The sequence below is a fragment of the Blautia liquoris genome, assembly GCF_015159595.1.
GTDB classification, from domain to species: Bacteria; Bacillota; Clostridia; order Lachnospirales; family Lachnospiraceae; genus Novisyntrophococcus; species Novisyntrophococcus liquoris.
Genome location: NZ_CP063304.1, coordinates 2338686 through 2361157 on the forward strand (window position 1 = coordinate 2338686; position 22472 = coordinate 2361157).

Genomic DNA, 22472 nt, shown 5'->3' on the forward strand with positions numbered 1-22472 from the left:
ATGTGTCGTAAAACCTCTTGCTTTAGCTATGGGGATATAAGACACTTCCATCGAATTTACGCAAGTAATTGAAGATGGAACAAATGTACTTCTTGTGGACACCGTGTAAGACGTTGCAATACCGTATGGTTTTGCCAATGCAGTAGTGGTTGAAACAAGAATCCCCCTGCTTTAGCTGTGGGGAGTGTCAAAAATCTATTCGACTGGAAATATCCGAAAAATCAATATATAAATCATCATAAATATTCACTTTAACAACAGAATCAAAAGTATAAGGAATACTTAAAAGATCTCCCTCGAAGTAGTAGACTGTGATATTTTTTCGTTTTGGATCTACAATCCAATATTCTCTTACACCATATTTCTTATAATAGTACAATTTCCGAATATAATCGTCAGAGGAATTTCCAGGTGAAACAATTTCTATGATAAAATCCGGAGCACCGTTACAGCGTTTTCCGTCCAGTTTATCTTTGTCACATACAACTAGGATGTCTGGCTGCACAATCGTCAAAGGCTGATCAGATAATTTCACATCAAAAGGCGCAGGAAACATAGAACAGTTTCCTTTCTTTTTCCTGATATAACCGCTGATTGAGATGAGCAATTCAGTCAGAATAGCCTGATGTACCTGAGAGGGACTGGCCATATAATGAATCTGTCCTTCAAAAACTTCTGCGCGTGTATCTTCCGGCAAAGACTCATACTCCTCTATTGTAATTATATTCTGTTTTGGCGACAACATTGTGAATACACATCCTTTCTATACTGAAGATTTTATGTTAACGGACTTTTAATATCATCTTATAGTTTTAGAATATCATTATTTCATTACTTTCTCAATACCATATTTTTTATTATTTTTCTCTTGACTCTATACTAGCTATAGTCTTTATACTCAAGTTATAGATTTTAATCACCTACACAGAAAGGAATAAAGGATTATGAAGAAACTTATCAAAAATGCTCAGGCTATTGTAACTTGCGATGAAAAGGATACGGTTTACCGTGATGCCGACATCTTAATTGACGGACAGGAAATTATAGAAATAGGCAAGAATCTGTCCCCCGATGGTGCTGATGAAGTCATTGATGCCAAAAACAAATTTGTCTATCCGGGCCTTGTCAACACCCACCACCACTTCTTCCAGACATTTGTCCGAAACACAGTAAAAGTAGATTATCCAAACATGACAGTTCCGCAATGGCTGGATCATATCTATCCGGTTTTTAAGCTGATCAATCAGGATGTCATCTACTATTCTTCACTTACAGCTATGGCAGATCTCCTGAAACATGGCTGTACAACGGCCTTTGACCATCAATACTGTTACACTACAAATTCCGGAAAAGAAACCGTAGACCGGCAGATGGAGGCAGCAGAACTTTTGGGCATTCGTTATACAGCAGGCCGTGGAACCAATACTCTTCCAAGAAGTGAGGGAAGTACCATGCCGGAGGAAATGCTCGAAACTACGGATGAATTTATCAAGGACTGTCAGCGGATCATTGAAACATATCACGACCCAAAAAAATTCTCGAAAAGACAAATTGTGGTCGCTCCTTGTCAGCCGATGAACTGTTACAAAGATACCTTTGTTGAATCCATAAAACTTGCCAGAAGTGAGAATGTTCATCTACATACCCATCTGGGAGAAGGCGAAAACGAAGTGATACAACAGCGCTGGGGCATAAGAAGTCTTGACTGGTGCGAAAAGATTGATTTTGTCGGCGAAGATGTCTGGATTGCTCATGGATGGGAATTACAAGATGATGAACTGGATCGCCTTGCAGGGTATAAAACCGGCATTTCCCACTGTCCGGCTCCTGCCGTTCTCGGTGGATTTCCGATCTTAAATTTTAACAAGCTGCTTGACAAAGGCGTCCTTGTAAGCCTCGGATGCGATGGCTCTGCGACAAATGATAGTTCTAATCTTTTGGATTCGCTTCGGATGGCTTATCTAATGCAGGCCTTTTACAGCAAAGAACGTGGCGGTTGTGTCCAGCCATATGAACTACTGAAGATGGCAACCATCAACGGTGCAAAAACTCTTGGAAGAACTGATATCGGTTCTCTGGAAAAGGGAAAAGCGGCTGATCTGTTCATGATCGATACAAGCAATCTTGAGTTTACCGGCATGTGGCATGACCCTGCAAACCTTCTCGCCAGAGGCGGTGTGACCGGGCCAACCTGGATGACGATGGTTGGTGGCGACGTTGTCTCAAAAGAAGGACATCTGGTAGGCATTGACGAGGAAAAGCTCGCATACGAAGGGGAAAAAGTATGTACGAATGTCCTCAGAAACCATTGTGATGCATTTTAGTCGGGAAGCGAGAATGAGATGGAAAACACCATGAATATAAATAAGGAAAACAGTAAAACATTTTTAATAAACACGTTACGAATATGTCTTGGCCTATTTATCACAGGAATTGGCACTGCTATGATGTATCTCGTGAACTGGGGAAGTGCACCTGCCGCAACCATTGGCGACGGTGTCCATGTTGCATTTCATATGAGTTATGGTACTGCGGGCATACTGGTCAATATACTATTTCTTATTGTGCTTGTATTTCTTGACCGATCACTGATCAGTATTGGAACAATACTGGCAACGTTCTTCCTGGGAATTTTTATTGATGTCGGTGTGTTTCTGATACAGCCTTTTTATACCGACACTTTTTCTGTCCCTGCAAAAGCAGCCATTCTTGTGCTGGGCGGTATCATCACCGCTATAGGGCTCGGATCTTATGTAGGAGTAAACTTTGGAATCGGAGCCATTGATGGAATGTCCGTGGCATTAAACAAAAAATTCAACATCCCATTTACTGTATGCCGCTGGGGTGTGGATATTTTAATTACGCTTGTAGGAATAGCCCTTGGCGGGGCATGGGGAGCCGGAACTGTTGTCTCTGTCATCATCACTGGCCCAATTATGCAAGTTGTGATAAAATATTCGCAGGAGTTCCGTAAGAAACATTTGAAATAACAGAGAACTATCATAATTAGATGGAGTTTTGTATGGAAGATAAAATCTATAGTATTGGAGAGATGAGTAAGCTTTTCAACTTGAGTGTTCAAACTCTTCGCTATTACGATAAAATCAATTTATTCGTGCCAGAATACAGAGACTCAAATGGATATCGGAAATATCGGTTTGAACAGATCTATAAGCTGGCCGCAATCTGTCATATGAAAAAGATTGGGTATCCCTTAAAGCGAATTGCTGAAATCATGAACAGCCGGAATGTAGATACCTCTCAAAGCGAAATGAAAAACCGGCTTCATTATGTAGCGCAAGAAATTAAATATTTACAGAATACGGAAGAAGTACTCAACAGAAAAATTGCGTTTATCGACAGAGAGGTGCCGAATAGTAACTCCCAATTGGGCGATTCCATACAAGACTATCAAACCCGTTATTATATCCCAATCGGAACTGAAGAAACATTATACAAAGATAAATCCTTTTATCTCAATCCCACGATTGTTTTTTATAATGATAAGGGAGATCGAAAGTTTGGAGCTTATCTTGGGACAGCAAAAGAATTAAAATCCAAAGACGAGAGTCTAAACAGTATTCGGTCGGGGAAATATCTGTGTGTATGGCACAAGGGCGGATATGACACCATCTGGCAGCACGTGCTGGAAATACGCAGGAAATATAGAAATCTTAAACTTGAAAACTGGTCTGTCCATTTTAATATAGTAGACCAGTTTATAGAGAAAAACCCGGATCATTATCTTACAAAACTTCAAATTCCGATAAAAAAATAAAAACCACTGAGTGCAGTACATTTGCAGCTGCGCTCAGTGGTTTTTATTTTAATACAGTTTTTCCTGAAGATATGATCTGCAGTTTTCAAGATCCGGCACAAGTACCTGCATCTTTCGAATGATAGCCGGACTGAATGCGCCATCCTGAGGAATTCGATAACTTTCCACATTATTTACACCCATCGTGAGAACAGCCATCGCATATCCCATAATATCTCCATGTGACAGATCTGTTGTCAGAAGTGGAAAACCTTTATCAATCAACTTTAAGATTGTGTTTACATCCGATTTCTTCGCCTTATCAAACGCTGCCATCAATACTTCTCTCTGCCGGTTTGTTCTTTCATAATCAGAGTTTCCGATCGAACGGTTTCTCGCATGAACAAGGGCCTGCTCTCCGTTCATATGATTCATGCCCTCACTCAGATCCCAATCCTCCCGTCTCGGCTGAGGATATAAAACATTTTGATCTTTTCCCGTTATATAGTCCGCTTCCTTTTGTGAGAGTTCCAGATCAATGCCGCCAAGCAGATCAATGCAAGACTGAAATCCCTCGAAATCCACTTCTATATTCCCATCAATATGAACACCGAAATTCTTCTCTACCACCTGATCCAGAAGTTCCATTCCACCAAACTGATACGCTGCATTCATACGATTGTCGCTGTAACCGGGAATCTGAACATATAAATCACGCATAAAAGAAGTAACCTGTATTGTATTCTTCTTCTTATTGATTGTGGCCATCATCATAGAATCAGAGCGCTGTCTTCCCTGCCCTTCTCTCCTATCCTGCCCGATCAGCATGATATTTACGACATCTTTATCCTTCATAATGTCCTCTGTAAGATCCGGCCACGTTACATCCTCAGGTGCAATCTCCTGCAGTTCACTATTGGCTTCATTTGCCATATCCTCATCCGTTTCAAATGTCTCCTTGGAAGGATCAATCTTTTGGTTGTCCTCCGCGGTCACCTTATTAATCTTGCCGAGTGTATGCTGCGCATAGGCATAACCAGCCCCAATAACAATTACAACAACCAAAAGCACTGCAATCAGAATTTTGACACCCAAAGGCATCTTCTTTTTTTTCTTTCGTTTCATCTTAATCTCCTCATATGTCTTTCAGGAATGTTGTGATACGAGCGTCCAAAACAAACCGTACATATCACGCCACAGCAGACAATCGCTGCCGTGATGTCAACATTATACACCATTTCGGAGAAATATGGGATATTATTTTCATATTGAACATTACACATGAAATAAAGACTGAATCAACAGCTTTATGCGCTGGCTCCAGAAACAAAAGGTTGTGTAATGCCAGGTGCCCATGCTCAATTATGGAAGAATCTTTCCGGCTGACAGATAAAGTTCATACCACTCTTCTCTTGTCAATTCCACACCTGGAGCTTTACAAATTCCTCTGATATGCTCAAGCCCCGTTGTACCGACAATGACCTGTATCCCTGCCGGATGGCGCAGCAGCCACGCAACCGCGACTGCGTTTTCCGTGACATCATATTTCTTAGCTAACCTGGTCAAAGTTTCATTTAGTTTTGGATACTTATCACTGCCTATAAACACTCCTTCAAACATCCCATACTGAAACGGGGACCACGCCTGAAGTGTGATTCTTTTCAATCTCGAATATTCGAGAATTCCACCGTCCCTGTCACATCCTGCATCACTGTGTATATTTACATTTATTCCCGCATCAATGGTCGGGCAATGAGCGACGCTCATCTGAATCTGATCAATTTTAATTCGGTTATCACAATAGCTGTTCAACAGCTCCATCTGCATTGGATTCTGGTTGCTGACACCAAAAGTGTTCACTTTTCCAGCCTTCGTAAGCTCATCAAATGCCTCTGCAACTTCTTCCGGTTCCATCAGTGCATCAGGTCTGTGAAGTAACAAGCTGTCCACATGATCCGTGCCCAGTCTTTTTAGACTCCCATCTACTGATTCGATAATATGTTTCTTCGAAAAATCGAAACTAATTCCAGGTCTGATTCCACATTTTGTCTGAATATACATCTTACCTCTTAAACTGGGTGTTAGGGCTTTTCCAAACACCTCTTCCGACTTCCCCCCGCCATATATATCCGCATGATCAAAGAAGTTAATCCCGTTCTCTAATGCCGTCTCTATGATTGCATGAACCCTATCAGACGATAAACTGTCAATTCTCATACAACCCAGTCCAACACGCGATACTTCCTGTAAGTCCTTACTTAGATTAAATGTTTTCATTGTTCACCATTCCCTTTCCTACCCACTGATCCAGCTTAACCAGGGCATTCACATAAATTTTAACAGCTTTTTGAATATTGTCGACTGACTCCGCCTCATCGGCACTGTGACAATTTCCGTGTCCTTCTGATAATCCCAAAACAGAGAAATCTCTGTCCTGCCCGGGACCAAATCCAATCGCATTAGGGATTTTTCTTGCATAAGTTCCTCCTCCCATGACGAAAGGTTCATCATTCTGCCCGGTCTCTTCTTTCCAGGCACTCATCAAAGTCTGGACAAAAGGGCTTTTTTCATTCATATAATAGGGAGGATCATCTTCTTCCTTGATGATGTCAAATCCTGATTTATCGGCTTCTGAATAAAGTTGCTTTTTTATTGAAGCGCCAGAGACGGTAATTGGGTATCTTATATCCAGAGACAGAATAGTCTTTCCCTGTTCCAATTTCAGAATCCCTGCATTACAGGTCAATTTTCCGGAGAGTTCATCCTCACAGGCAATACCAAGTTTCCTGCCATATCCGTCCGAAGCAGTTCGATATAAAAATTCTAATAAATCTAGGTAGTTTTTATCTCTGCCGATTACTTTTTTTAATTTCGCAGCAAGCATGCCAATTGCATTCTTTGATCCCGGTGGAAACGCAGCATGTCCACCAATACCACGACATTGATACGTCTTTTCCCCCTGTTCTGTGACAAGGACCGCCGTGGCCTCATCCGGAATCATATTCGCCGCAGTTCCGGCTGACAGTTCTTTAAATCTGGAAAAGTAATTTCTAGACTTAAATGTCACATTATAATGACCTTTTTCTCCGCAGCACACCGGAAATCCGCAATCTGCGACAAAAGAATAGTTTGGGGCTTTTTCATTTTCCAGGTAATGCTTCACGTCCCGCATACCACTTTCTTCCTGGCAGCCCAGAATTTGCCGCACTCTTATGTTTTTAATAAGATCTTGCTGAAGACAGTATTTCATCGCATAGTGCACTGCCATTGCAGGGCCTTTATTATCCTGCACTCCTCTTCCAATAACATAACCATCTTTTATCGTACATTTAAGCGGTGGATAAGTCCATCCGGATCCCACGGGAACTACATCCAGGTGATTCCATATCCCTATTTCAGGTTTTGTCTTATTGCTTGAGCCAATAATTGCCGAAGCACAGTATCCATCGTGATTATAGCTCTCCATTTTGTCTCGCCTGGAAATATACAGAAACTGATCCAGTGCTTTCTTGCATTCACTTCCAAAAGGCTCATCCGAGGTTGGATCTTCCTCCTGTGCCACACTCTCAATTTTGACCAGGGATGTAATATCGCAGAGCAGATTCTCTCGCTCTTCATCTAGCCATATGTCCAACTTACTGCTTTTCTTCGATTCATTCACATCTTGCAAGTGTATAAGTATCCCCTTTCCCATCTGTATTCGCACATTTTTCTGGACGCACTTAGCCTTTCACTGATCCGGCTGTCAGACCCTTCACAATATATTTTTGTCCTAAACAGTAGATAATCAGCATTGGGAGCATTGCGAGCAGATATGCGGTAAATGCCATTGTATAGTTAAACGAGTATTCCGTCTTAAAATTATACTGAAACAACGGTAATGTCCATATGCTTTGTGAACGATTCAATATCAGAAGAGGAAGCATAAAATCATTCCAGATCCAGAGTGCATCCATGATCAGAAGCGTCGACATCATCGGTTTTACCAGTGGCAGGACAATTCTCATATAGGTCTGAAATACACTACAGCCGTCCAGCTGAGCGGACTCTTCAATTTCATAGGGTAGTCCCCTGATGTAATTGACAAAAAGAAACACTCCTTGAGTCAGACTAAATGCTGCATATAATATAATCAATCCCTGTGGATTCAGAAGATTAATCTTTGTCATCATTTTCGTTACCGGAAGCATAATCACCTGTGAAGGGATAAATAACCCCATCAGCAAATAATAATACACCCCTTTGTAGTATGCCTTGTCAAAATTTCTGGCAATCGAGTAGGATACCGATGGAACGAATATCATAATCAGCACCATGGATAAGACCGTAATCAAAAGAGAATTCTTCAAAAAAACCCAATAATTACTGTCTGTAAACAGTTGTTTAAAATTCGTAAGATTCAGGCTCGAGGGTAATGCAAAGAAATTCTTTCCCGCTTCCTCCAATGTTTTAAACGAATTAATGATGACCAGATACAGAGGAAATAAGATCAAGATCAATCCAACTATCAGGATGAGATCACGAAGAATCCGCCATCCCAGTCCGGCTTTTTTTATCTTCATCAGTCATTTCCTCCTTTGCTGGTAAGTTTCAGCTGCGTCAGTGAAAATATTGCCACGACAATAAATAACAGGCAGGCTTCGGCATTTGCCAGTGAGAACCTCATATTTTTAAATGCATCGTTATATATAAGGATTCCAACCAACTCTGTTGATCTCACCGGACCGCCTCCGGTAAGTGCAAAGGGAAAATCAAAGGATGTAAATCCCTGTTTGATCGTCAACACAAGATTTACAGTGACTGTTGGAAGAAGATACGGCATCGTAATATAACGAAACCTCTGAAAAGAAGTCGCCCCGTCTATCATTGCCGATTCGTACTGCTCTTCCGGAATCTGCTGAAGTCCTGCGATAAATATAACCGTTGGTATTGCAACTGCCTGCCAGGTCTGAACAAATACCACGGCTGGAAGTGCTGTCTTCTGGGTCATCAGAAGACTTTTTGACAGCCACCCGATATTAAGTGCCTTTCCAATTACAGGTACTACCCGATAGAATAGTTGATCCCAGATGAGTGCAATTGTAACGCCTCCGATCATTGCCGGAACAAAATAGACAGACTTGATCAGGGTTTTAAACCTCTTTATGGAATTGAGCGAAATGGCCAAAATTAGAGAAATGATGATAACTCCGGCAACCAGCAATACCGTGTAGATGACTGTATTTTTCACTGAATTCCAGAAATTTTTATCCCGAAACAACAGAGAATAATTTTTAAGTCCGATAAATTTATAATCAGCTGACATTCCGTCCCAATTTGTAAAACTGTATTTCACCCCATTGATTACAGAGATAACATAAAAAACAGTATACAAAATAACTGGGATGATCGTGAAAGCAAAGAACGTCAACCTTGCGTTTGTTATTTTTTTCTTCTTTGTTCCAGATCTCTTATAACCCATCAGGAGTCCTCCTTCTTACTGCGCCGATGTAATGGATATTGAATCATCCATATTTTTGAGAACAGCTTTGACATCCTGATCAGACCAGAATCCTTGTACGACATTGTACAGATCTGTGACCACATTGTTGCTGACCGTAGAAGCCATCCAGTCATGGGTTTGGCCTGCATCAATCATATCCGTCATAGGTGCAACTCCATCTTCATTGACTTTGACTCCTGTTATCGCGGAAGGTGCTCCGTCATTGTCACAGAAAATCTGTGCATTTTCAGGTTTTGCAAGAAAACTTAAGAATTTATACGCCGCCTCTTTTTGCTTATCCGTTGCTTTTGCTGAAACACAGATTGCAGCGTCAATGCCGGAAAGCGTCGCTGTTGTCTCCTTTGTGTCATTTGGAAGTGGAAACACACCAAGTTTTACATCCTTGTTTAGTGACTGGAGTGTTCCCCTCGCATAAGAACCGGTGATACACATCGCATATTGGCCGTTCATAAAGTTTTCATAGCAGGCTGTATCAGAAAGCGCAAGCGCATCTTCATTCGAATAGGACAGTAACGTCTTCATCTTCTCAAAAACTTTCGCGAGGTCCGTATTTCCCTCTAGTTTTTCCTTTCCAGCCACGGCTTCCTCGATTGCCTCCACTCCTTTGGGATCCCATGCTACCAGACTGGCCTGGAATGTATGTCCGACACGTCCGGGATCTTTTCCGTGAAGTCCCATAGGGGTGATCCCTGCATCCTGTAGTGTCTTGCAGACATCGATAAATTCATCCCACGTTGTTGGGACTTCCAGATTGTTTTTCTGAAAAATATCTTCATTGTAATACACGCCCATATAGTTTCGGCTGTAAGGCAATGCATAATACTTTCCATCTTCCTGCTTTGTCATCTCCAGAGAGGACTGGTCCACATTTTTCAGGAAATCCTGATCACTCAGATCCTGAACGTATCCATTCTTCACTTTTTTCTTAAACTGTTCCTGTGTGGGATAATCAGAAAAAATAACCGGAATATCCCCCGAAGAAATACGAGATGTCAGTACAGTTCCCGCATCCGGCACCGTGTTCATCTCAATTTTGATATCGGAATTCTGCTCATTGAACTTCTTTATGATCTCTTTATATCCCTTTTGCGGCCCTTCTTCTCCTTTTTGCTGAAAGAATTCTATCTTCTCTGCTCCGCTTGCATCTTTTGAATCATCACCTTTATCGGTTGTATTTCCACATCCCCCCATCAAAGCCAAAACCGCTGATAATCCAAGAATAATCCCTGTTTTTCTATTCATATGTGTGCCTCCTGCTTATTCAGACAAATCTTCTGTATTATTTTTTATAGTTGTGTGCCGCATCTACAGCCGTCTTAATGTAGTCTAACCGAATATTCTCTCCCTGAACCGTACAATCTGCACCAATCATAATTCCCAGTGACCCAAAAGCATCCAGAATTCCATGAACTTCGTCTGCAATGCTTTCTTTCGGTCCTTTGGCTATGTTACCTTTATTGTCCATCCCTCCAAGTATTGCTTTTTGAAATACAGCACGTCCTTTCTTCAATGGGTATCCATTGTCTTTTACAGACCAATTTACGATATCAGCAGGATAATCGGTAAACCAGTCAATGGATGTGTGGAACTCATACTCCGGTTCTCCGCATATATGAAGAATATTATAACGATCCGACATTGTATCTGCTACATTCAGAATCATAAGATCAAAGGGTTTCACCAGATCTTCCCATTGCTCTTTTGTAAATCTTCCATTCTCTGAAAATTGTGCGGAATAGTAAATTCCATCAGCACCATCCTCCAGGAATGCCCTCGCCCATTTCTGTAATCCTTCAGCAAGGATTTCGAGACCCGCTTTCACTGCTTTTGGGGATTCTTTCGCATATTTCATCAGCACATCATCACCAAACGCAATTGAGGCTGCTTTTGTCGGCCCATACATCGTCTGAAAAATCAGCACATCGTTCCCGGCCTCTTTTCTAATTCCATGGATCACATCTGACATTTTTTTGAACTCTTCAGATGAAGTGTCTTTCACAGAAATATGATACCAGTCATCTGCACAGGTAATATTTCCTTCCACCGGATACATATAATCCTGCATAATCTTAATGAGATCCATTCCTGTTTCCCGATACAGTTTCAGGTGTTCATCAATGGTCTCCTGTACTGTATCATCTGCATTATAGTGAAACCAAAACCCAGCGGGAACATAATCGACCTTCTTATTATGAAATACAGCCAATACTCTTTCTTTTTTCGTCATTATCCGTCCATCCTTTCCTAGACAAGTATATTTTTATAATAAATCATACTTTCATTCAAATCAAGACTTTTTGTTTAATTTAATATCTACATATAAAATATCCGACAGCTATTGTAAAGCATGGTGTGAATCTAATATAGATTTTCAATAATCCTAATATAATCTGAAAATAATATTGTTTTCTTATTGGGCTGATTTTTATCTTGCGGTTTTCTGCTAAATCACTTATGATATTTGTTAACAGATTTCAATGAGGAGGATGATTATGATGAAAATTCAGAATATATCAATTATCGGGTTGGGTGCCCTTGGTGTTCTATTCGGAAATTTCTTCGCAGATAAACTTGGTCATGACAGGGTATCATTTATTGCCGACAAAGATCGAATTAGAAGGTATGAAGAACAGGGTGTGATCTGCAATGGTCAAAAATGTAATTTTAAATTTTCCGATAAAGACAATACAAACCAAACCGCAGACTTGCTGATATTCGCTGTTAAGGCAAGCTCCCTGTCAAGTGCCATCTCATCCGCGAAAAATTATGTGGGTAATCATACTATCATTTTATCCCTTTTAAATGGCATTACCAGCGAGGATATTATTGGAAAAGCACTGGGAACTAATCATATGCTATATTGCGTGGCTCAAGGAATGGATGCAGTCAAGCTTGGAAATCAGCTGACCTATTCTCATATGGGCGAACTGTGTATCGGTATCCCCGAAGATGAATCAGAAAAACAGCCGATGCTTCACGCTGTTATTGATTTATTTGATCATATAGATCTTCCCTATGTCTGTGAGAAGGATATCATTCACCGCTTATGGAGTAAGTGGATGCTGAATGTCGGTGTCAATCAAGTTGTTATGGTCACTCAAGGAAATTATGGAACTGTTCAGCAAGAGGGAAAGGCGCGTGAAACCATGAAAGCAGCTATGCGGGAAGTTATAGCACTGGCAAAAAAAGAACACGTTTCTGTAACCGAAGAAGACCTGGAATACTATGTAGATATGACAGATACTTTAAATCCTGATGGAATGCCTTCCATGCGGCAAGATGGTGTTTCCGGGAAATATTCAGAGGTCGAACTGTTCTCAGGTACAGTGATCAACAAAGCAAAAATATATAATCTAGATGTGCCAGTCAATCGAATGCTTTATCAGGAAGTCAAAAGATTGGAAAGAAACTATTGAAAGGCTATTTGAAGGAAGAGTGTGGTGTCACACTATGGTACACCATGGTATGACACCACCTTTTTTTCGTTCATATCCTATTAAAACTTTCTTACCGCAGAAAGTCAAACCATATTTTTGTATATAAAAAAATATTTAACTTACAAGCTCAGATTTGATGATTAAACGATAGCACTTCCTCCATCAACGATGACAAACTGTCCCTGCACATAACTGGATGCATCACTGGAAAAATAAAGTATTGTACCGTTTAGTTCTCCGCGCTTTCCCGGACGTCCTGCAGGATTTGTATTATTGTATAATTTCAGAAATTCATCGGACTTAAAAAGTGTGCCGCTCGTCATCTCACTTTCAAAAAGTCCTGGTCCAACAGCGTTTACTGTGATTCCATATCTTGCATATGATGCTGCCATACCTTTTGTCAGCCCCAAAACTGCAGATTTAGATGCATTGTAGGAATGTCTGATAAACATATCACCTTTGTCAGCGATCACCGCATTAATGGATGCAATGTTTACAATTTTTCCATAGCTCTGCGCCTTCATGTGCGGGACAACATATTTGCTGACAAGAAAGATCCCTTTGACATTCGTGTCAAAAGATTTATCCCAATCCTCAACAGACATGGAATCGACTCCTCCGCCAACTGCAATTCCGGCATTATTTAACAGGATATCAATATGTCCAAAAGCATCAACTACTTGTCCGATCGCTGCTTTCACCTTATTCTCATCTGACACATCACATCCCACAGCAATTGCTTTCCTGCCTGTCTTTTCAATCTCAGATTTAACATTCTCAAGCTTTTCCACTCTTCTGGCAAGCAAAGCTACATCTGCCCCTGCCTGGGCGTATGCCAGTGCCGCATCTGCGCCAAGGCCTGAACTTGCACCTGTAATCACCGCTACTTTACCACTTAAATCAAATAAATTAGTCATGTTCTCCATTAGCCTCCATAGATCGATATTTTTTCTCATTTTAACCCATATATGATATAATGTCCACAGTAAGCTCAAAACTATATTTATTTATATATTAACTCTCTTCCTTTTCTCCCTGTGTTTCCCTCATTTTTTTTCTATTCTTATATCCGCTGACAATTCCAAAAAACACCATCCCGAATCCAATTACAGTGAACAGAATCGTAAAGACAATCATCAATAGCTGCTCATTTCCGTGACTGGAGGAAATTGCCCTGAACATGTTGTATGACAGCGACAGCAGATATACCCCGGCCATCGCGTAAATCGCGACTCTTACATTGTCCTTCCATCCTTCTTGCGGCCTTTTCTCTTTCATACAAGTTCCTCCACTTTTTCAGATAATGCTATCTTTTTACTTTTTATCAATGGACAGTCATACTTTGATTACTTTCTCACCAGATATTTTCTCATATCCACTGCACAGGCAACCAGAATAATAAGACCTTTAATTACATACTGCAGGTTCTGATTGATTGACAGGAAATTCAGTGCTACAAAGATGATTCGCAGGATAAATACTCCCATCACAACGCCGCTGATCTTACCAGTTCCACCTACGAATGATACACCACCAATGACACAGGCGGCGATCGCATCCGCCTCGTAGTTAAGTCCTGTATTTGCCTGGTTGGAACCGATGCGTGCAGATTCTATAAACCCTGTGATACCATACATGCAGCCTGCCAGTGTATGCACCTGAATGGTGGTTCTCATAACGTTAACACCTGATACATTAGCAGCTTCCGGGTTGGAACCTACAGCGAACATATTTTTTCCGAAAGTAGTTTTGTTCCACATAAACCACATAAATGCAATTACAATACATGCATACCAGACATAATTCGGTATCGGAACTTTTCCTACTTTGATAATACTGCCTGTGACAAAATCCTTGAAGGATTTATCAAGTCCTGATAACGGCTGCCCATTGTTTCCATTTATCATGATGTACATCAACAGAATTCCATAGACAATCAGCTGAGTCGCTAAAGTTACAATAAACGGATGCAGGTGAAATTTGGCGACAAAGAAGCCATTTACCCATCCGATAATTCCGCCCACGATAATCACAATCAGTATAACCAGTGGAATTGGCAAAACCGGAAGACTTGGAAATATCTTTGTCGCATAGGTTGTCGACTGCAAAAGAGACGCCGAGATACATGCCGTCAGCCCAACCACACGTCCGGCTGAAAGATCGGTGCCCGTGAGCACAATCGTGCCGGCAATTCCGCAGGCAATTGGAATATTCGCAGCGGAAAGTGATATGATGTTGACGATCGAAGATGTGCTCAGAAATCTGGGATTCTTCGTATACGTGTAAATAACAGCAATGATAATCATAATGTAAAGAGCATTGTTGATCAGTCCCTCTTTCCATGCCCGCACTTTGCCTCTCCGGTCCAGAGCACGGTAATCCTGATAACGTGTTTTTATGTTTGTGATTGCTTTCATCCGTAAAGCCTCCTGTATAATTTCATACATATTTTGCAGCATAAGTCATAATCTTCTCCTGCGTCGCCTCTTCCGCCGACAGCTCTCCCGCAAGATGTCCTCCTGACATAACAAGAATTCTATCGCAGATTCCCATCAGCTCCGGCATCTCTGAGGATACCACGATCACAACTTTTCCTTTACTTGCCAGATCAATGATCAGTTGATAGATCTCATACTTCGCACCGACATCGATCCCTCTGGTTGGCTCATCCAAAAGCAAAACTTCCGGATCAGTGAGCATCCATCTTCCGAGAATCACTTTCTGCTGATTTCCACCCGAAAGAGCACGGATCTTTGTCTCCTGACCGGGCGTTTTGATACTCAGTGCATCGATATATCTTTGTGTATCTTCCCGCATAGATTTTTCACTGAGATAAACTCCATATCTTTTATGCCTGTTGAGACTTGAAATGACGCTGTTTTCTCTGATATTTAGGATATTAAAAACACCCGTTGCACGCCGTTCCTCGGTAAGAAGAGCGAATCCATTCTTGATGGAATCCTCAGAGCTAGTATTCCTGGCTAGTTTTTTGTTCAGGCGAATCGTTCCGGATTTTCTCGTCGAGATTCCAAATATCGTCTCCAAAAGCTCGGTTCTTCCGCTTCCGTCCAGTCCCGCAACACCCAGAATCTCGCCTTTTCTCGCTTGGAATGTCACATCCTCAAGCAGTGAATACATCCCGGACAGATGATCTACTTCCAGAATAAAGTCTCCCGGGGTATTCGTCTTTGGGGGAAATTGCTTTGTGAGCGGACGTCCAACCATCAGTCGTATAATCTCATCCATCTCAAGATTGCCTGCATCTTCCGTCGCAATCCATGTACCATCACGCATGATTGTAATTTCATCCGAGATCTTCTTAATTTCTGCCATCTTATGGGATATGTATATAATCCCGCATCCCCTTTTCTTCAGCATCCGTATGATATCGAACAAATGCTCCACTTCCTCCTCCGTCAGAGAGGAAGTCGGTTCATCAAAGACAATGACCTTTGCATTAACCGACACGGCCTTTGCGATCTCTACCATCTGTCTTTGGGATACTGGCATCGTACTCATAATCCTTCTCGGATCTACATCGATCTTTAACTCATCAAAGATTTTCTTCGTGTCATGATAAATCTTTTTTTCATTTACCATGACTTTGCCGATCTTCGGATAACGGCCAAGCCACAGATTATCCATGACACTCCGTTTCAGAGCCTGATTCAGTTCCTGATGTACCATCGCTACTCCGTTTTCGAGAGCTTCTTTTGAACTCTTAAAGTTAATCTCTTTTCCTTCCAGTTCGATCTTTCCACTGTCCTTTTCATAGATTCCGAACAGACATTTCATCAGTGTGGATTTGCCGGCACCATTTTCACCCATTAAGGCATGTACAGTGCCTGCTTTCACCGTCAAAGACACATGATCCAGTGCTTTTACACCTGGAAATTCTTTGCAGATATCCGTCATCTGCAGTAAAACATCCTGTTTCATATCTGCCTCCCGTCTTCAGTCGTCCAGTCATCTCATCAGGGAAGGCGACGGCCAACCGACTGGCCGCCGCCTTCTCCTTTATCAGCGATGCTGCATATTATTCTTCCCCGGTGTACTCTCCATATGGGATATAAATCTTGTTGCTGACTTTATCGGATATATTATAGGAATCCGTTCCATCCATGACTTCTTTGCTATTAGCCACGTTCTGCATAAGTTTTGCAATACATTCGGCCATACCATCTGCATCCTGTTTGATCGTTCCGGTCATCTTGCCGTCACCAATCAGCTGCTTTGCTGCGTCTGTCGCATCCACACCAAATACCGGGATCGTCTTGCCATCTTTTCCACTTCCCAGATTGTATCCCTTGTCATTCAACGCTGAGATTGCACCTTCTGCCATACCATCGTTATTGCAGATAACAAGTTCAATCATGTTGTTATTTTCCTCATTATACTGGGAAAGATTTGTATTCATATAATTATTGGACGCCGTAGCACTCCAGTTACCATCCTGGTCTACCTGGTATTTATCTGAATTTGACGGATCAAAGTATTCCAGCTCCGGTTTTCCGGCTTCTTTTAAGACTTTGTTCGCATCCTCTACTGCGTACTGTGTACGATAGATTGCTTCAGCATTGCCAAGCTGTCCCATAAACATTGCATAGGAAATCTTGCCGTCACCGTTCAGATCAGCAGCATCATAGTTCTCTGAGAGATATTTTCCAATCATCTCTCCTTGCATATGTCCTGCTTCTGGAGCATCTGTTCCTACGAATGCACACTGATCGTAGCTTCCGAGAACATCTCCTTCTGTCTTATCATCTTCTACTGCCCGGTTGAAGAATACAACTGGGATTCCAGCTGCTTTCGCTTTATCCACAATCTGGCTGGAAGCATCTACAGATCCTGAAGTAACAATATTCACCACCAGCATGGTTGCCCCTGTCTGAATTGCAGTGTCAATCTGTTCATTCTGTGTTGTCTGGTTGCTGTTTCCATCATAATCTTGATATTCGAGTCCCATCTCATCCAGTTTCTTGTCCAAAAGCGTACGTACGGAAGCGATATAGGTATCTGAATATGTGTAATAGAACACTGCTACATTCGCATCCGAGTCTGATTTTTTATCGTCCGTTTTGTCACTTGTCTTTTCACTGGAAGTACTTGCTGTACTTTTCCCGCCGTCTGTTCCCTTACTCTTGTCATCAGAGCTTCCACAACCTGCAAACATTCCCATCGCCATTGTTGCTGTGAGCATAACAGCCAGTAATTTTTTCTTCATCATTCATCCTCCTTTTTGTTGACACTATCTGTCTTCTTATAGAAGAATACCATGAGAGAAACTATGAGTACATGTGTTATACTATTTACTTTTTGTATTATTCTACAGTACCTCTGTAAAATCTTACTGGCTGAAACCCTACACTTTTATACAACTCTCTTAGTCAAAGGAGAAGAGAGCACGCTGACTTTTTTCGTCATACATATTATCCCTGGTCACCAGAATACTGGACGTCTCAATTTCTTTTGATTTTACTTCCTGCCCGTTAATCAGGGCATAAGCATTCTCGACGCCCAGATATCCGATTGCATAAGGATTCTGGACAATCAGTGCATCGACATCTCCGTTTTCAAGCATACTCACAGACTTTACATTGCTGTCGAAGGCAATCACCTGAGTGTCTTTGCCTCGTTTCAGACTTTCAACTCCATATCCAACTCCCAGACTGGTCCATTCGTTGAAAGTCACGATGACATTAATCTCGGGATGACTTTTCAACATCTGAATCGTCCCCTGTTTTGCATCTTTAACTGTTGATTTGACGTTAATGGATGATATAATTTCCGATCGATCATCTTTCATTACGGTGTTGCGAAACCCATTCTCCCTCATCTGACCATTCTGCGTGTTTTTATCAAAGTTCACGATTCCGATCTTCAAGCTTTTGGCTTGATTGGACAGTGCCTCTTTCCCTGCCATACATCCGGCCTCATAATTATTCGTCCCGATATAGCATTTCACTTTAGAACTGTCCACCGGGCTGTCTACGACCACAATTTTGATCCCTTTTTGGGCAGCCCGGTTCACGGCATCTGCATTCGCCTCGAAATCAATTGCTGATAATATGATCGCATCTGCACGATCTTTTACCGCCTCATCAATCATCTGGTTCTGCATCTCGTATTTCTCTTCACTGTCCGGTCCTTCACAGATAAGATCAAGATTATACTCTGCACTTGCTGCATTCGCCCCTGCGTATGCGGACTGCCAGAATGCCGAATTCGTAGATTTTGTAATAAATACGACTTTATCTTTGTCGAGGGCATCACTGCCGTCCTCATTATTTCCCAAAATCCACAGATTGCCGCGGAAGGCAATGGCGAAGATGGAGATCAGCAGTGCTGCTCCGGCCCCGATCGAAAGTATGATCCTCCACTTACTTTTGTCCATAATCTGTATCCTCCTCAATCTTTGGGATGCGGATGGTGACACAGGTGCCTTCATCCGGTTCACTTTTAATAAAAAGGCCATAATTCTCACCAAAGTAAATTTGGATTCGATCATTGACATTCTTGATGCCGATTCCTACCCTGTCGCTCGCCTCCTGATGCAGGATTTCACTGCACTGTTCCTCAGTCATTCCAATCCCATTATCCTCAATCTGAAAAACAATATCCTGCTGATCCATAAAGATACGAATCTGAATCTCGCCTTCGTCAACCATCTGATTGACACCATGATAGATTGCGTTTTCAATAATAGGCTGCAGCGTAATCTTATTGCAGTAATATAAAAGACACCTCTCCTCAACATCGAACGAGTATATAAATTGATTCTTATAACGGAAGTTTTCTATCTTTAGATAACTCTTAGCATGTTCAACTTCCTTTGCAATTGGAATAAGTTCATGCCCTTTACTAATGCTGATTCTAAAAAGCCGTGCAAGAGCATTCACCATCTCCTCTGCCTCTTCATTTCTGCCATCCTCGCACATCCAGGCAATCGCATCGAGCGTATTATAAAGAAAATGCGGATTAATCTGTGCCTGGAGTGCTTTCAACTCTGTTTTTCGCAGGCTAATCTCCTCTTGTCTGACCTGTTCCATCAGTTTCTGTATTCGCACCACTAGGTGAGCAAAGGAACTTGAAAGCGTCGTGATCTCTGTCGTTCCTCTTACTGGTATAAAAACAAAGTTTTCCGTGTTCTTTTCAAATCCACGCATCGCATGCGCGAGTTTCTTTACCGGTGCCGAGAAAAGTTCAGAAAATGCCAGCCCCAGAAGAAATACAGCAACTAGAATTCCGCATAACATAATCAGAAGGATTTTCACAGCATTTTTAACCTTTGCAGTGATCATCTCATCCACAAAACAGACACCTACAATCTTCCAGTCACAGTTACTCAGATTGTGTACGGTATAAATAGCGTCAGATTCCTTATGTGTGCCTTCTTTTAGATGTGTGCCTTTTTCTTTCTTCAGCTCGGAATAGATCAGCTGCTGCTGTGGATGATAGATCAGATTGCCGTCCAAATCAGCGATATACACATATCCATGCTGTCCGATTCCAACATTATCAATATAGTTCGCAATATCTGAAAAACGAATATCCATATTGACCTGAATATCGGCTCCATCCGGTGCCGATATTTTCTGATAAAGAGTAACAACCCATGGGTAATATTCCACAAACAAGGATTCCACATGTGGTTTCGAAATATTTAGACGTCCGTCATCACTTCCGTCATCCGTATAGACGGCATGATCTGCACTTTTTCTTTTAAGCTCCTGTCCATTATTCCAGCAGTCGAGTAGGTTTCCATCTTTATCATAAGTCGTGACAGCAACGATGTCAGAACGAATCTCAACCATATTCTGGATAAATGCGAGATCTTCCAGAGACCCCTTTCTCATATGTAATACGATCTGCTGCATGACATTTTGCATTTCATTTGTATAGTTTTCCACCGTGTTCAGAACCTGACCACTGATCTGTGTTCCGCTTGTGACAGCACTTTGCTCCATGGCATTTTTATAGATCTGGACGAAAATCAGCATCGCGGCGATAGTAGAAATAATCACAATCGTCATAACCATGGCAATAAAGATGCCTGATATTGAGATATTCCGTTTTTTATCACTTTTGTTCATGTTCCCTCCTGAATGCATTTGGAGATAACCCTGTGTTTTTCTTAAAACAATGGCTGAAATAATACTGGTCTTTATAGCCGCATTTTTCCGTGATTTCCCCGATCTTAAAAGAAGTACTGACGAGAAGTTCCTTGGCCCTGCAAACTCTTCTGTCTGTAATCAATTCTACTAATGTCTTTCCGGTATTCTTCTTAATTAAGCTGCTTAGATAATTAGGTGACACCCCCATCTCCTGACTGATGGAAAGCACAGAGATATCCTGGTTAGTATACTCTTTGTCGATCATCTTTACTGCCTGCTCACAAATCACTTCACTGCTTTTCTTTCTTTTTTCAACCAAAATTTTCTTGGCACATACACATAATTGTTTCATATATTCTAGATTCTCGGCTGTTCTCTCCAATTCCTGCAGTTGGTTTATGGGGCAGGCTTCCTGCAGCTTTTGAATCCCTTGATCCCCGGCAACGGAATATACAACTTTATAGACAGATGCCGATATCTGTGAGATCAGGATAAAAAGCCCCATCAGAGAATTCTTTCCGGCACGCATCTTATGTTCCAGCTTATAAAGGTAATCCTGCATCTCTTCCTTCGTTCCACCACGTAAAAGCGAGTCAATCTTATCGGTAATAGCATTGAAATCTTCCTGCTCCAGACTCTTGTTCTGTTCCTCGTCCGCAATAAAAAACACACTGGTTTGTCCCGGCTTTGAGTAACTGAGTGCATTCATGGCCTCCAGATATCCTTCCCGGCAGCCGACAAGTGTCCCCATGCTTCGGCTTACACCGATCCGGCATCTCACTTGCATCATCCGTTCCACGCTCTCAACAATCTCTTCCACGATAATGTGCAGATATTTCTTCATCCCCTGCTTCGTTGCCGCCAGAACGGATACTACTCTTCCTTTCATGTAGCAGCTCGCATATCGGATATATTTTTTCAAAATCGTATCGACCGCACGGACACTATTTCTACTTGTCATATCCTCTCCTGATTCATCTTCCATTCCGACCACCAGCACAACATATTCCATAGTCTCAGGTTTTGGATTCCTGAGGAGTCCGCAGGATATGGCATTTTCCTCCAGTTTCTCTTCCGTCTCCACGCTCTGCTGAAAGCTGTCGAGAAGGAGCGGAAGGAGAAATTCCGACTTTTTCATCTCGTATTTTTCCTGACTGTTTTGTGTAAACAGTGCAAACTTCTTGTCCATATCGGCTTTGATTTTTTTCAGTTCCTCCTCTATTTCACCAGAAGATATAGGTTTGAGCATATAGCTTACAATATTATACTGAATTGCCTGCTGGGCATACGAAAAATCATCGTATCCACTTAAGAATGCAATCTGAACCGTGGGACGCACTTCACGGATCTCCCTGGCGAGCTCAATTCCGGATAAAAAAGGCATCCGGATATCCGTGATCAGCAGATCCGGTTCCAGCTTGTCCACAAGTTCCAATGCATCAGCTCCATTTTCAGCTTCTCCGATCACTTTAAAGCCGACTTTTTCCCAGTTTACTTTTCTCACAATTCCTCTTCGAATCTCTTCCTCATCATCCGCCACGATCACGGTATAAATCTGATTCGGTTTGGTCACTTCACCCATATGTTTCCTTCCTTATTTTTTCACAAGAATAACGCTGTCATTTTGAATAGATAAATGATATAATTATCTTTATTAAAAG

20 protein-coding genes are annotated in these 22472 nt (G+C 41.7%); 4 read left to right on the top strand and 16 right to left on the bottom strand.

Features of this window, described 5'->3' with window-relative positions:
• Positions 1 to 187: 187 nt before the first annotated feature.
• Positions 188 to 745, bottom strand: a complete 558-nt coding sequence (locus INP51_RS10670) for a Uma2 family endonuclease (RefSeq protein ID WP_193734837.1) — start codon at positions 743 to 745, stop codon at positions 188 to 190.
• Between the two features lie 199 nt (positions 746 to 944).
• Between INP51_RS10670 and INP51_RS10675 the strand changes: the two genes are divergently transcribed.
• The 3 genes from INP51_RS10675 to INP51_RS10685 are packed head-to-tail and all read left to right on the top strand — an operon-like array spanning position 945 to position 3778.
• Positions 945 to 2324, top strand: coding sequence for an amidohydrolase (locus INP51_RS10675; protein ID WP_193734838.1), 1380 nt, complete (start codon positions 945 to 947; stop codon positions 2322 to 2324).
• A gap of 30 nt (positions 2325 to 2354) precedes the next feature.
• The gene (locus tag INP51_RS10680; protein ID WP_193734839.1) at positions 2355 to 2990 is read left to right on the top strand and encodes a YczE/YyaS/YitT family protein; all 636 of its coding nucleotides are present in this window, start codon (positions 2355 to 2357) and stop codon (positions 2988 to 2990) included.
• Positions 2991 to 3022: 32 nt separating this feature from the next.
• Positions 3023 to 3778, top strand: coding sequence for a MerR family transcriptional regulator (locus INP51_RS10685; protein WP_193734840.1), 756 nt, complete (start codon positions 3023 to 3025; stop codon positions 3776 to 3778).
• A gap of 48 nt (positions 3779 to 3826) precedes the next feature.
• Here the strand turns inward: INP51_RS10685 and INP51_RS10690 are convergent, their stop codons facing one another.
• The 7 genes from INP51_RS10690 to INP51_RS10720 form a co-directional block, all read right to left on the bottom strand.
• Positions 3827 to 4882, bottom strand: coding sequence for an LCP family protein (locus tag INP51_RS10690; protein ID WP_193734841.1), 1056 nt, complete (start codon positions 4880 to 4882; stop codon positions 3827 to 3829).
• Positions 4883 to 5119: 237 nt separating this feature from the next.
• Entirely contained in the window at positions 5120 to 6034 is a 915-nt protein-coding gene (locus tag INP51_RS10695) for an aldo/keto reductase (protein ID WP_193734842.1), read from the bottom strand.
• Positions 6021 to 7418, bottom strand: a complete 1398-nt coding sequence (locus tag INP51_RS10700; RefSeq protein ID WP_230406770.1) for a Sapep family Mn(2+)-dependent dipeptidase — start codon at positions 7416 to 7418, stop codon at positions 6021 to 6023. The genes INP51_RS10695 and INP51_RS10700 overlap by 14 nt, the downstream gene beginning before the upstream one ends.
• 61 nt (positions 7419 to 7479) lie before the next feature.
• A complete protein-coding gene (locus tag INP51_RS10705) occupies positions 7480 to 8319 on the bottom strand; it encodes a carbohydrate ABC transporter permease (protein ID WP_193734843.1) in 840 nt (279 codons plus the stop codon).
• Positions 8319 to 9218, bottom strand: a complete 900-nt coding sequence (locus INP51_RS10710; RefSeq protein WP_193734844.1) for a carbohydrate ABC transporter permease — start codon at positions 9216 to 9218, stop codon at positions 8319 to 8321. The genes INP51_RS10705 and INP51_RS10710 overlap by 1 nt, the downstream gene beginning before the upstream one ends.
• Before the next feature lie 15 nt (positions 9219 to 9233).
• Positions 9234 to 10502, bottom strand: coding sequence for an ABC transporter substrate-binding protein (locus tag INP51_RS10715; RefSeq protein WP_230406771.1), 1269 nt, complete (start codon positions 10500 to 10502; stop codon positions 9234 to 9236).
• 37 nt (positions 10503 to 10539) lie between these two features.
• On the bottom strand, positions 10540 to 11487 hold the full coding sequence (locus INP51_RS10720) for a uroporphyrinogen decarboxylase family protein (protein WP_193734845.1): 948 nt from the start codon (positions 11485 to 11487) through the stop codon (positions 10540 to 10542).
• A 265-nt stretch (positions 11488 to 11752) separates the two neighbouring features.
• Between INP51_RS10720 and INP51_RS10725 the strand changes: the two genes are divergently transcribed.
• Positions 11753 to 12676 (top strand): ketopantoate reductase family protein, encoded by a 924-nt coding sequence (locus tag INP51_RS10725; protein ID WP_193734846.1) that lies wholly within the window; start codon positions 11753 to 11755, stop codon positions 12674 to 12676.
• 161 nt (positions 12677 to 12837) lie between these two features.
• On the opposite strand, the gene INP51_RS10730 is transcribed toward INP51_RS10725, so the two are convergent.
• The 8 genes from INP51_RS10730 to INP51_RS10765 form a co-directional block, all read right to left on the bottom strand.
• The gene (locus INP51_RS10730; protein WP_193734847.1) at positions 12838 to 13614 is read right to left on the bottom strand and encodes an SDR family NAD(P)-dependent oxidoreductase; all 777 of its coding nucleotides are present in this window, start codon (positions 13612 to 13614) and stop codon (positions 12838 to 12840) included.
• Positions 13615 to 13711: 97 nt separating this feature from the next.
• Positions 13712 to 13975, bottom strand: coding sequence for a hypothetical protein (locus INP51_RS10735; protein WP_193734848.1), 264 nt, complete (start codon positions 13973 to 13975; stop codon positions 13712 to 13714).
• 68 nt (positions 13976 to 14043) lie between these two features.
• Positions 14044 to 15114: a galactose/methyl galactoside ABC transporter permease MglC gene (locus INP51_RS10740; protein ID WP_193734849.1), complete on the bottom strand. Its 1071-nt coding sequence runs from the start codon at positions 15112 to 15114 to the stop codon at positions 14044 to 14046.
• A 22-nt stretch (positions 15115 to 15136) separates the two neighbouring features.
• Positions 15137 to 16636 carry a sugar ABC transporter ATP-binding protein gene (locus INP51_RS10745; RefSeq protein WP_193734850.1) on the bottom strand — a complete coding sequence of 500 codons (1500 nt, stop codon included), beginning with the start codon at positions 16634 to 16636 and terminating at the stop codon, positions 15137 to 15139.
• A gap of 97 nt (positions 16637 to 16733) precedes the next feature.
• A complete protein-coding gene (locus tag INP51_RS10750; protein WP_331463447.1) occupies positions 16734 to 17924 on the bottom strand; it encodes a galactose ABC transporter substrate-binding protein in 1191 nt (396 codons plus the stop codon).
• Positions 17925 to 18080: 156 nt separating this feature from the next.
• Positions 18081 to 19091 carry a substrate-binding domain-containing protein gene (locus tag INP51_RS10755; protein WP_193734851.1) on the bottom strand — a complete coding sequence of 337 codons (1011 nt, stop codon included), beginning with the start codon at positions 19089 to 19091 and terminating at the stop codon, positions 18081 to 18083.
• Positions 19078 to 20790, bottom strand: a complete 1713-nt coding sequence (locus tag INP51_RS10760) for a sensor histidine kinase (RefSeq protein WP_193734852.1) — start codon at positions 20788 to 20790, stop codon at positions 19078 to 19080. Before INP51_RS10760 ends, INP51_RS10755 begins: the two co-directional genes overlap by 14 nt.
• Entirely contained in the window at positions 20777 to 22393 is a 1617-nt protein-coding gene (locus INP51_RS10765) for a response regulator (RefSeq protein WP_230406772.1), read from the bottom strand. The genes INP51_RS10760 and INP51_RS10765 overlap by 14 nt, the downstream gene beginning before the upstream one ends.
• Between the last annotated feature and the right edge of the window lie 79 nt (positions 22394 to 22472).

Bases quoted from the DNA above. Each gene is read 5' to 3' on its own strand.
- INP51_RS10695 (WP_193734842.1), bottom strand. From the start codon at position 6,034: ATGAAAACATTTAATCTAAGTAAGGACTTACAGGAAGTATCGCGTGTT.
- INP51_RS10680 (WP_193734839.1), top strand. From the start codon at position 2,355: ATGAATATAAATAAGGAAAACAGTAAAACATTTTTAATAAACACGTTA.
- INP51_RS10730 (WP_193734847.1), bottom strand. From the start codon at position 13,614: ATGACTAATTTATTTGATTTAAGTGGTAAAGTAGCGGTGATTACAGGT.
- INP51_RS10765 (WP_230406772.1), bottom strand. From the start codon at position 22,393: ATGGGTGAAGTGACCAAACCGAATCAGATTTATACCGTGATCGTGGCG.
- INP51_RS10720 (WP_193734845.1), bottom strand. From the start codon at position 11,487: ATGACGAAAAAAGAAAGAGTATTGGCTGTATTTCATAATAAGAAGGTC.
- INP51_RS10690 (WP_193734841.1), bottom strand. From the start codon at position 4,882: ATGAAACGAAAGAAAAAAAAGAAGATGCCTTTGGGTGTCAAAATTCTG.
- INP51_RS10750 (WP_331463447.1), bottom strand. From the start codon at position 17,924: ATGATGAAGAAAAAATTACTGGCTGTTATGCTCACAGCAACAATGGCG.
- INP51_RS10675 (WP_193734838.1), top strand. From the start codon at position 945: ATGAAGAAACTTATCAAAAATGCTCAGGCTATTGTAACTTGCGATGAA.
- INP51_RS10685 (WP_193734840.1), top strand. From the start codon at position 3,023: ATGGAAGATAAAATCTATAGTATTGGAGAGATGAGTAAGCTTTTCAAC.
- INP51_RS10735 (WP_193734848.1), bottom strand. From the start codon at position 13,975: ATGAAAGAGAAAAGGCCGCAAGAAGGATGGAAGGACAATGTAAGAGTC.
- INP51_RS10725 (WP_193734846.1), top strand. From the start codon at position 11,753: ATGATGAAAATTCAGAATATATCAATTATCGGGTTGGGTGCCCTTGGT.
- INP51_RS10760 (WP_193734852.1), bottom strand. From the start codon at position 20,790: ATGAACAAAAGTGATAAAAAACGGAATATCTCAATATCAGGCATCTTT.
- INP51_RS10705 (WP_193734843.1), bottom strand. From the start codon at position 8,319: ATGAAGATAAAAAAAGCCGGACTGGGATGGCGGATTCTTCGTGATCTC.
- INP51_RS10710 (WP_193734844.1), bottom strand. From the start codon at position 9,218: ATGGGTTATAAGAGATCTGGAACAAAGAAGAAAAAAATAACAAACGCA.
- INP51_RS10740 (WP_193734849.1), bottom strand. From the start codon at position 15,114: ATGAAAGCAATCACAAACATAAAAACACGTTATCAGGATTACCGTGCT.
- INP51_RS10715 (WP_230406771.1), bottom strand. From the start codon at position 10,502: ATGAATAGAAAAACAGGGATTATTCTTGGATTATCAGCGGTTTTGGCT.
- INP51_RS10745 (WP_193734850.1), bottom strand. From the start codon at position 16,636: ATGAAACAGGATGTTTTACTGCAGATGACGGATATCTGCAAAGAATTT.
- INP51_RS10755 (WP_193734851.1), bottom strand. From the start codon at position 19,091: ATGGACAAAAGTAAGTGGAGGATCATACTTTCGATCGGGGCCGGAGCA.
- INP51_RS10670 (WP_193734837.1), bottom strand. From the start codon at position 745: ATGTTGTCGCCAAAACAGAATATAATTACAATAGAGGAGTATGAGTCT.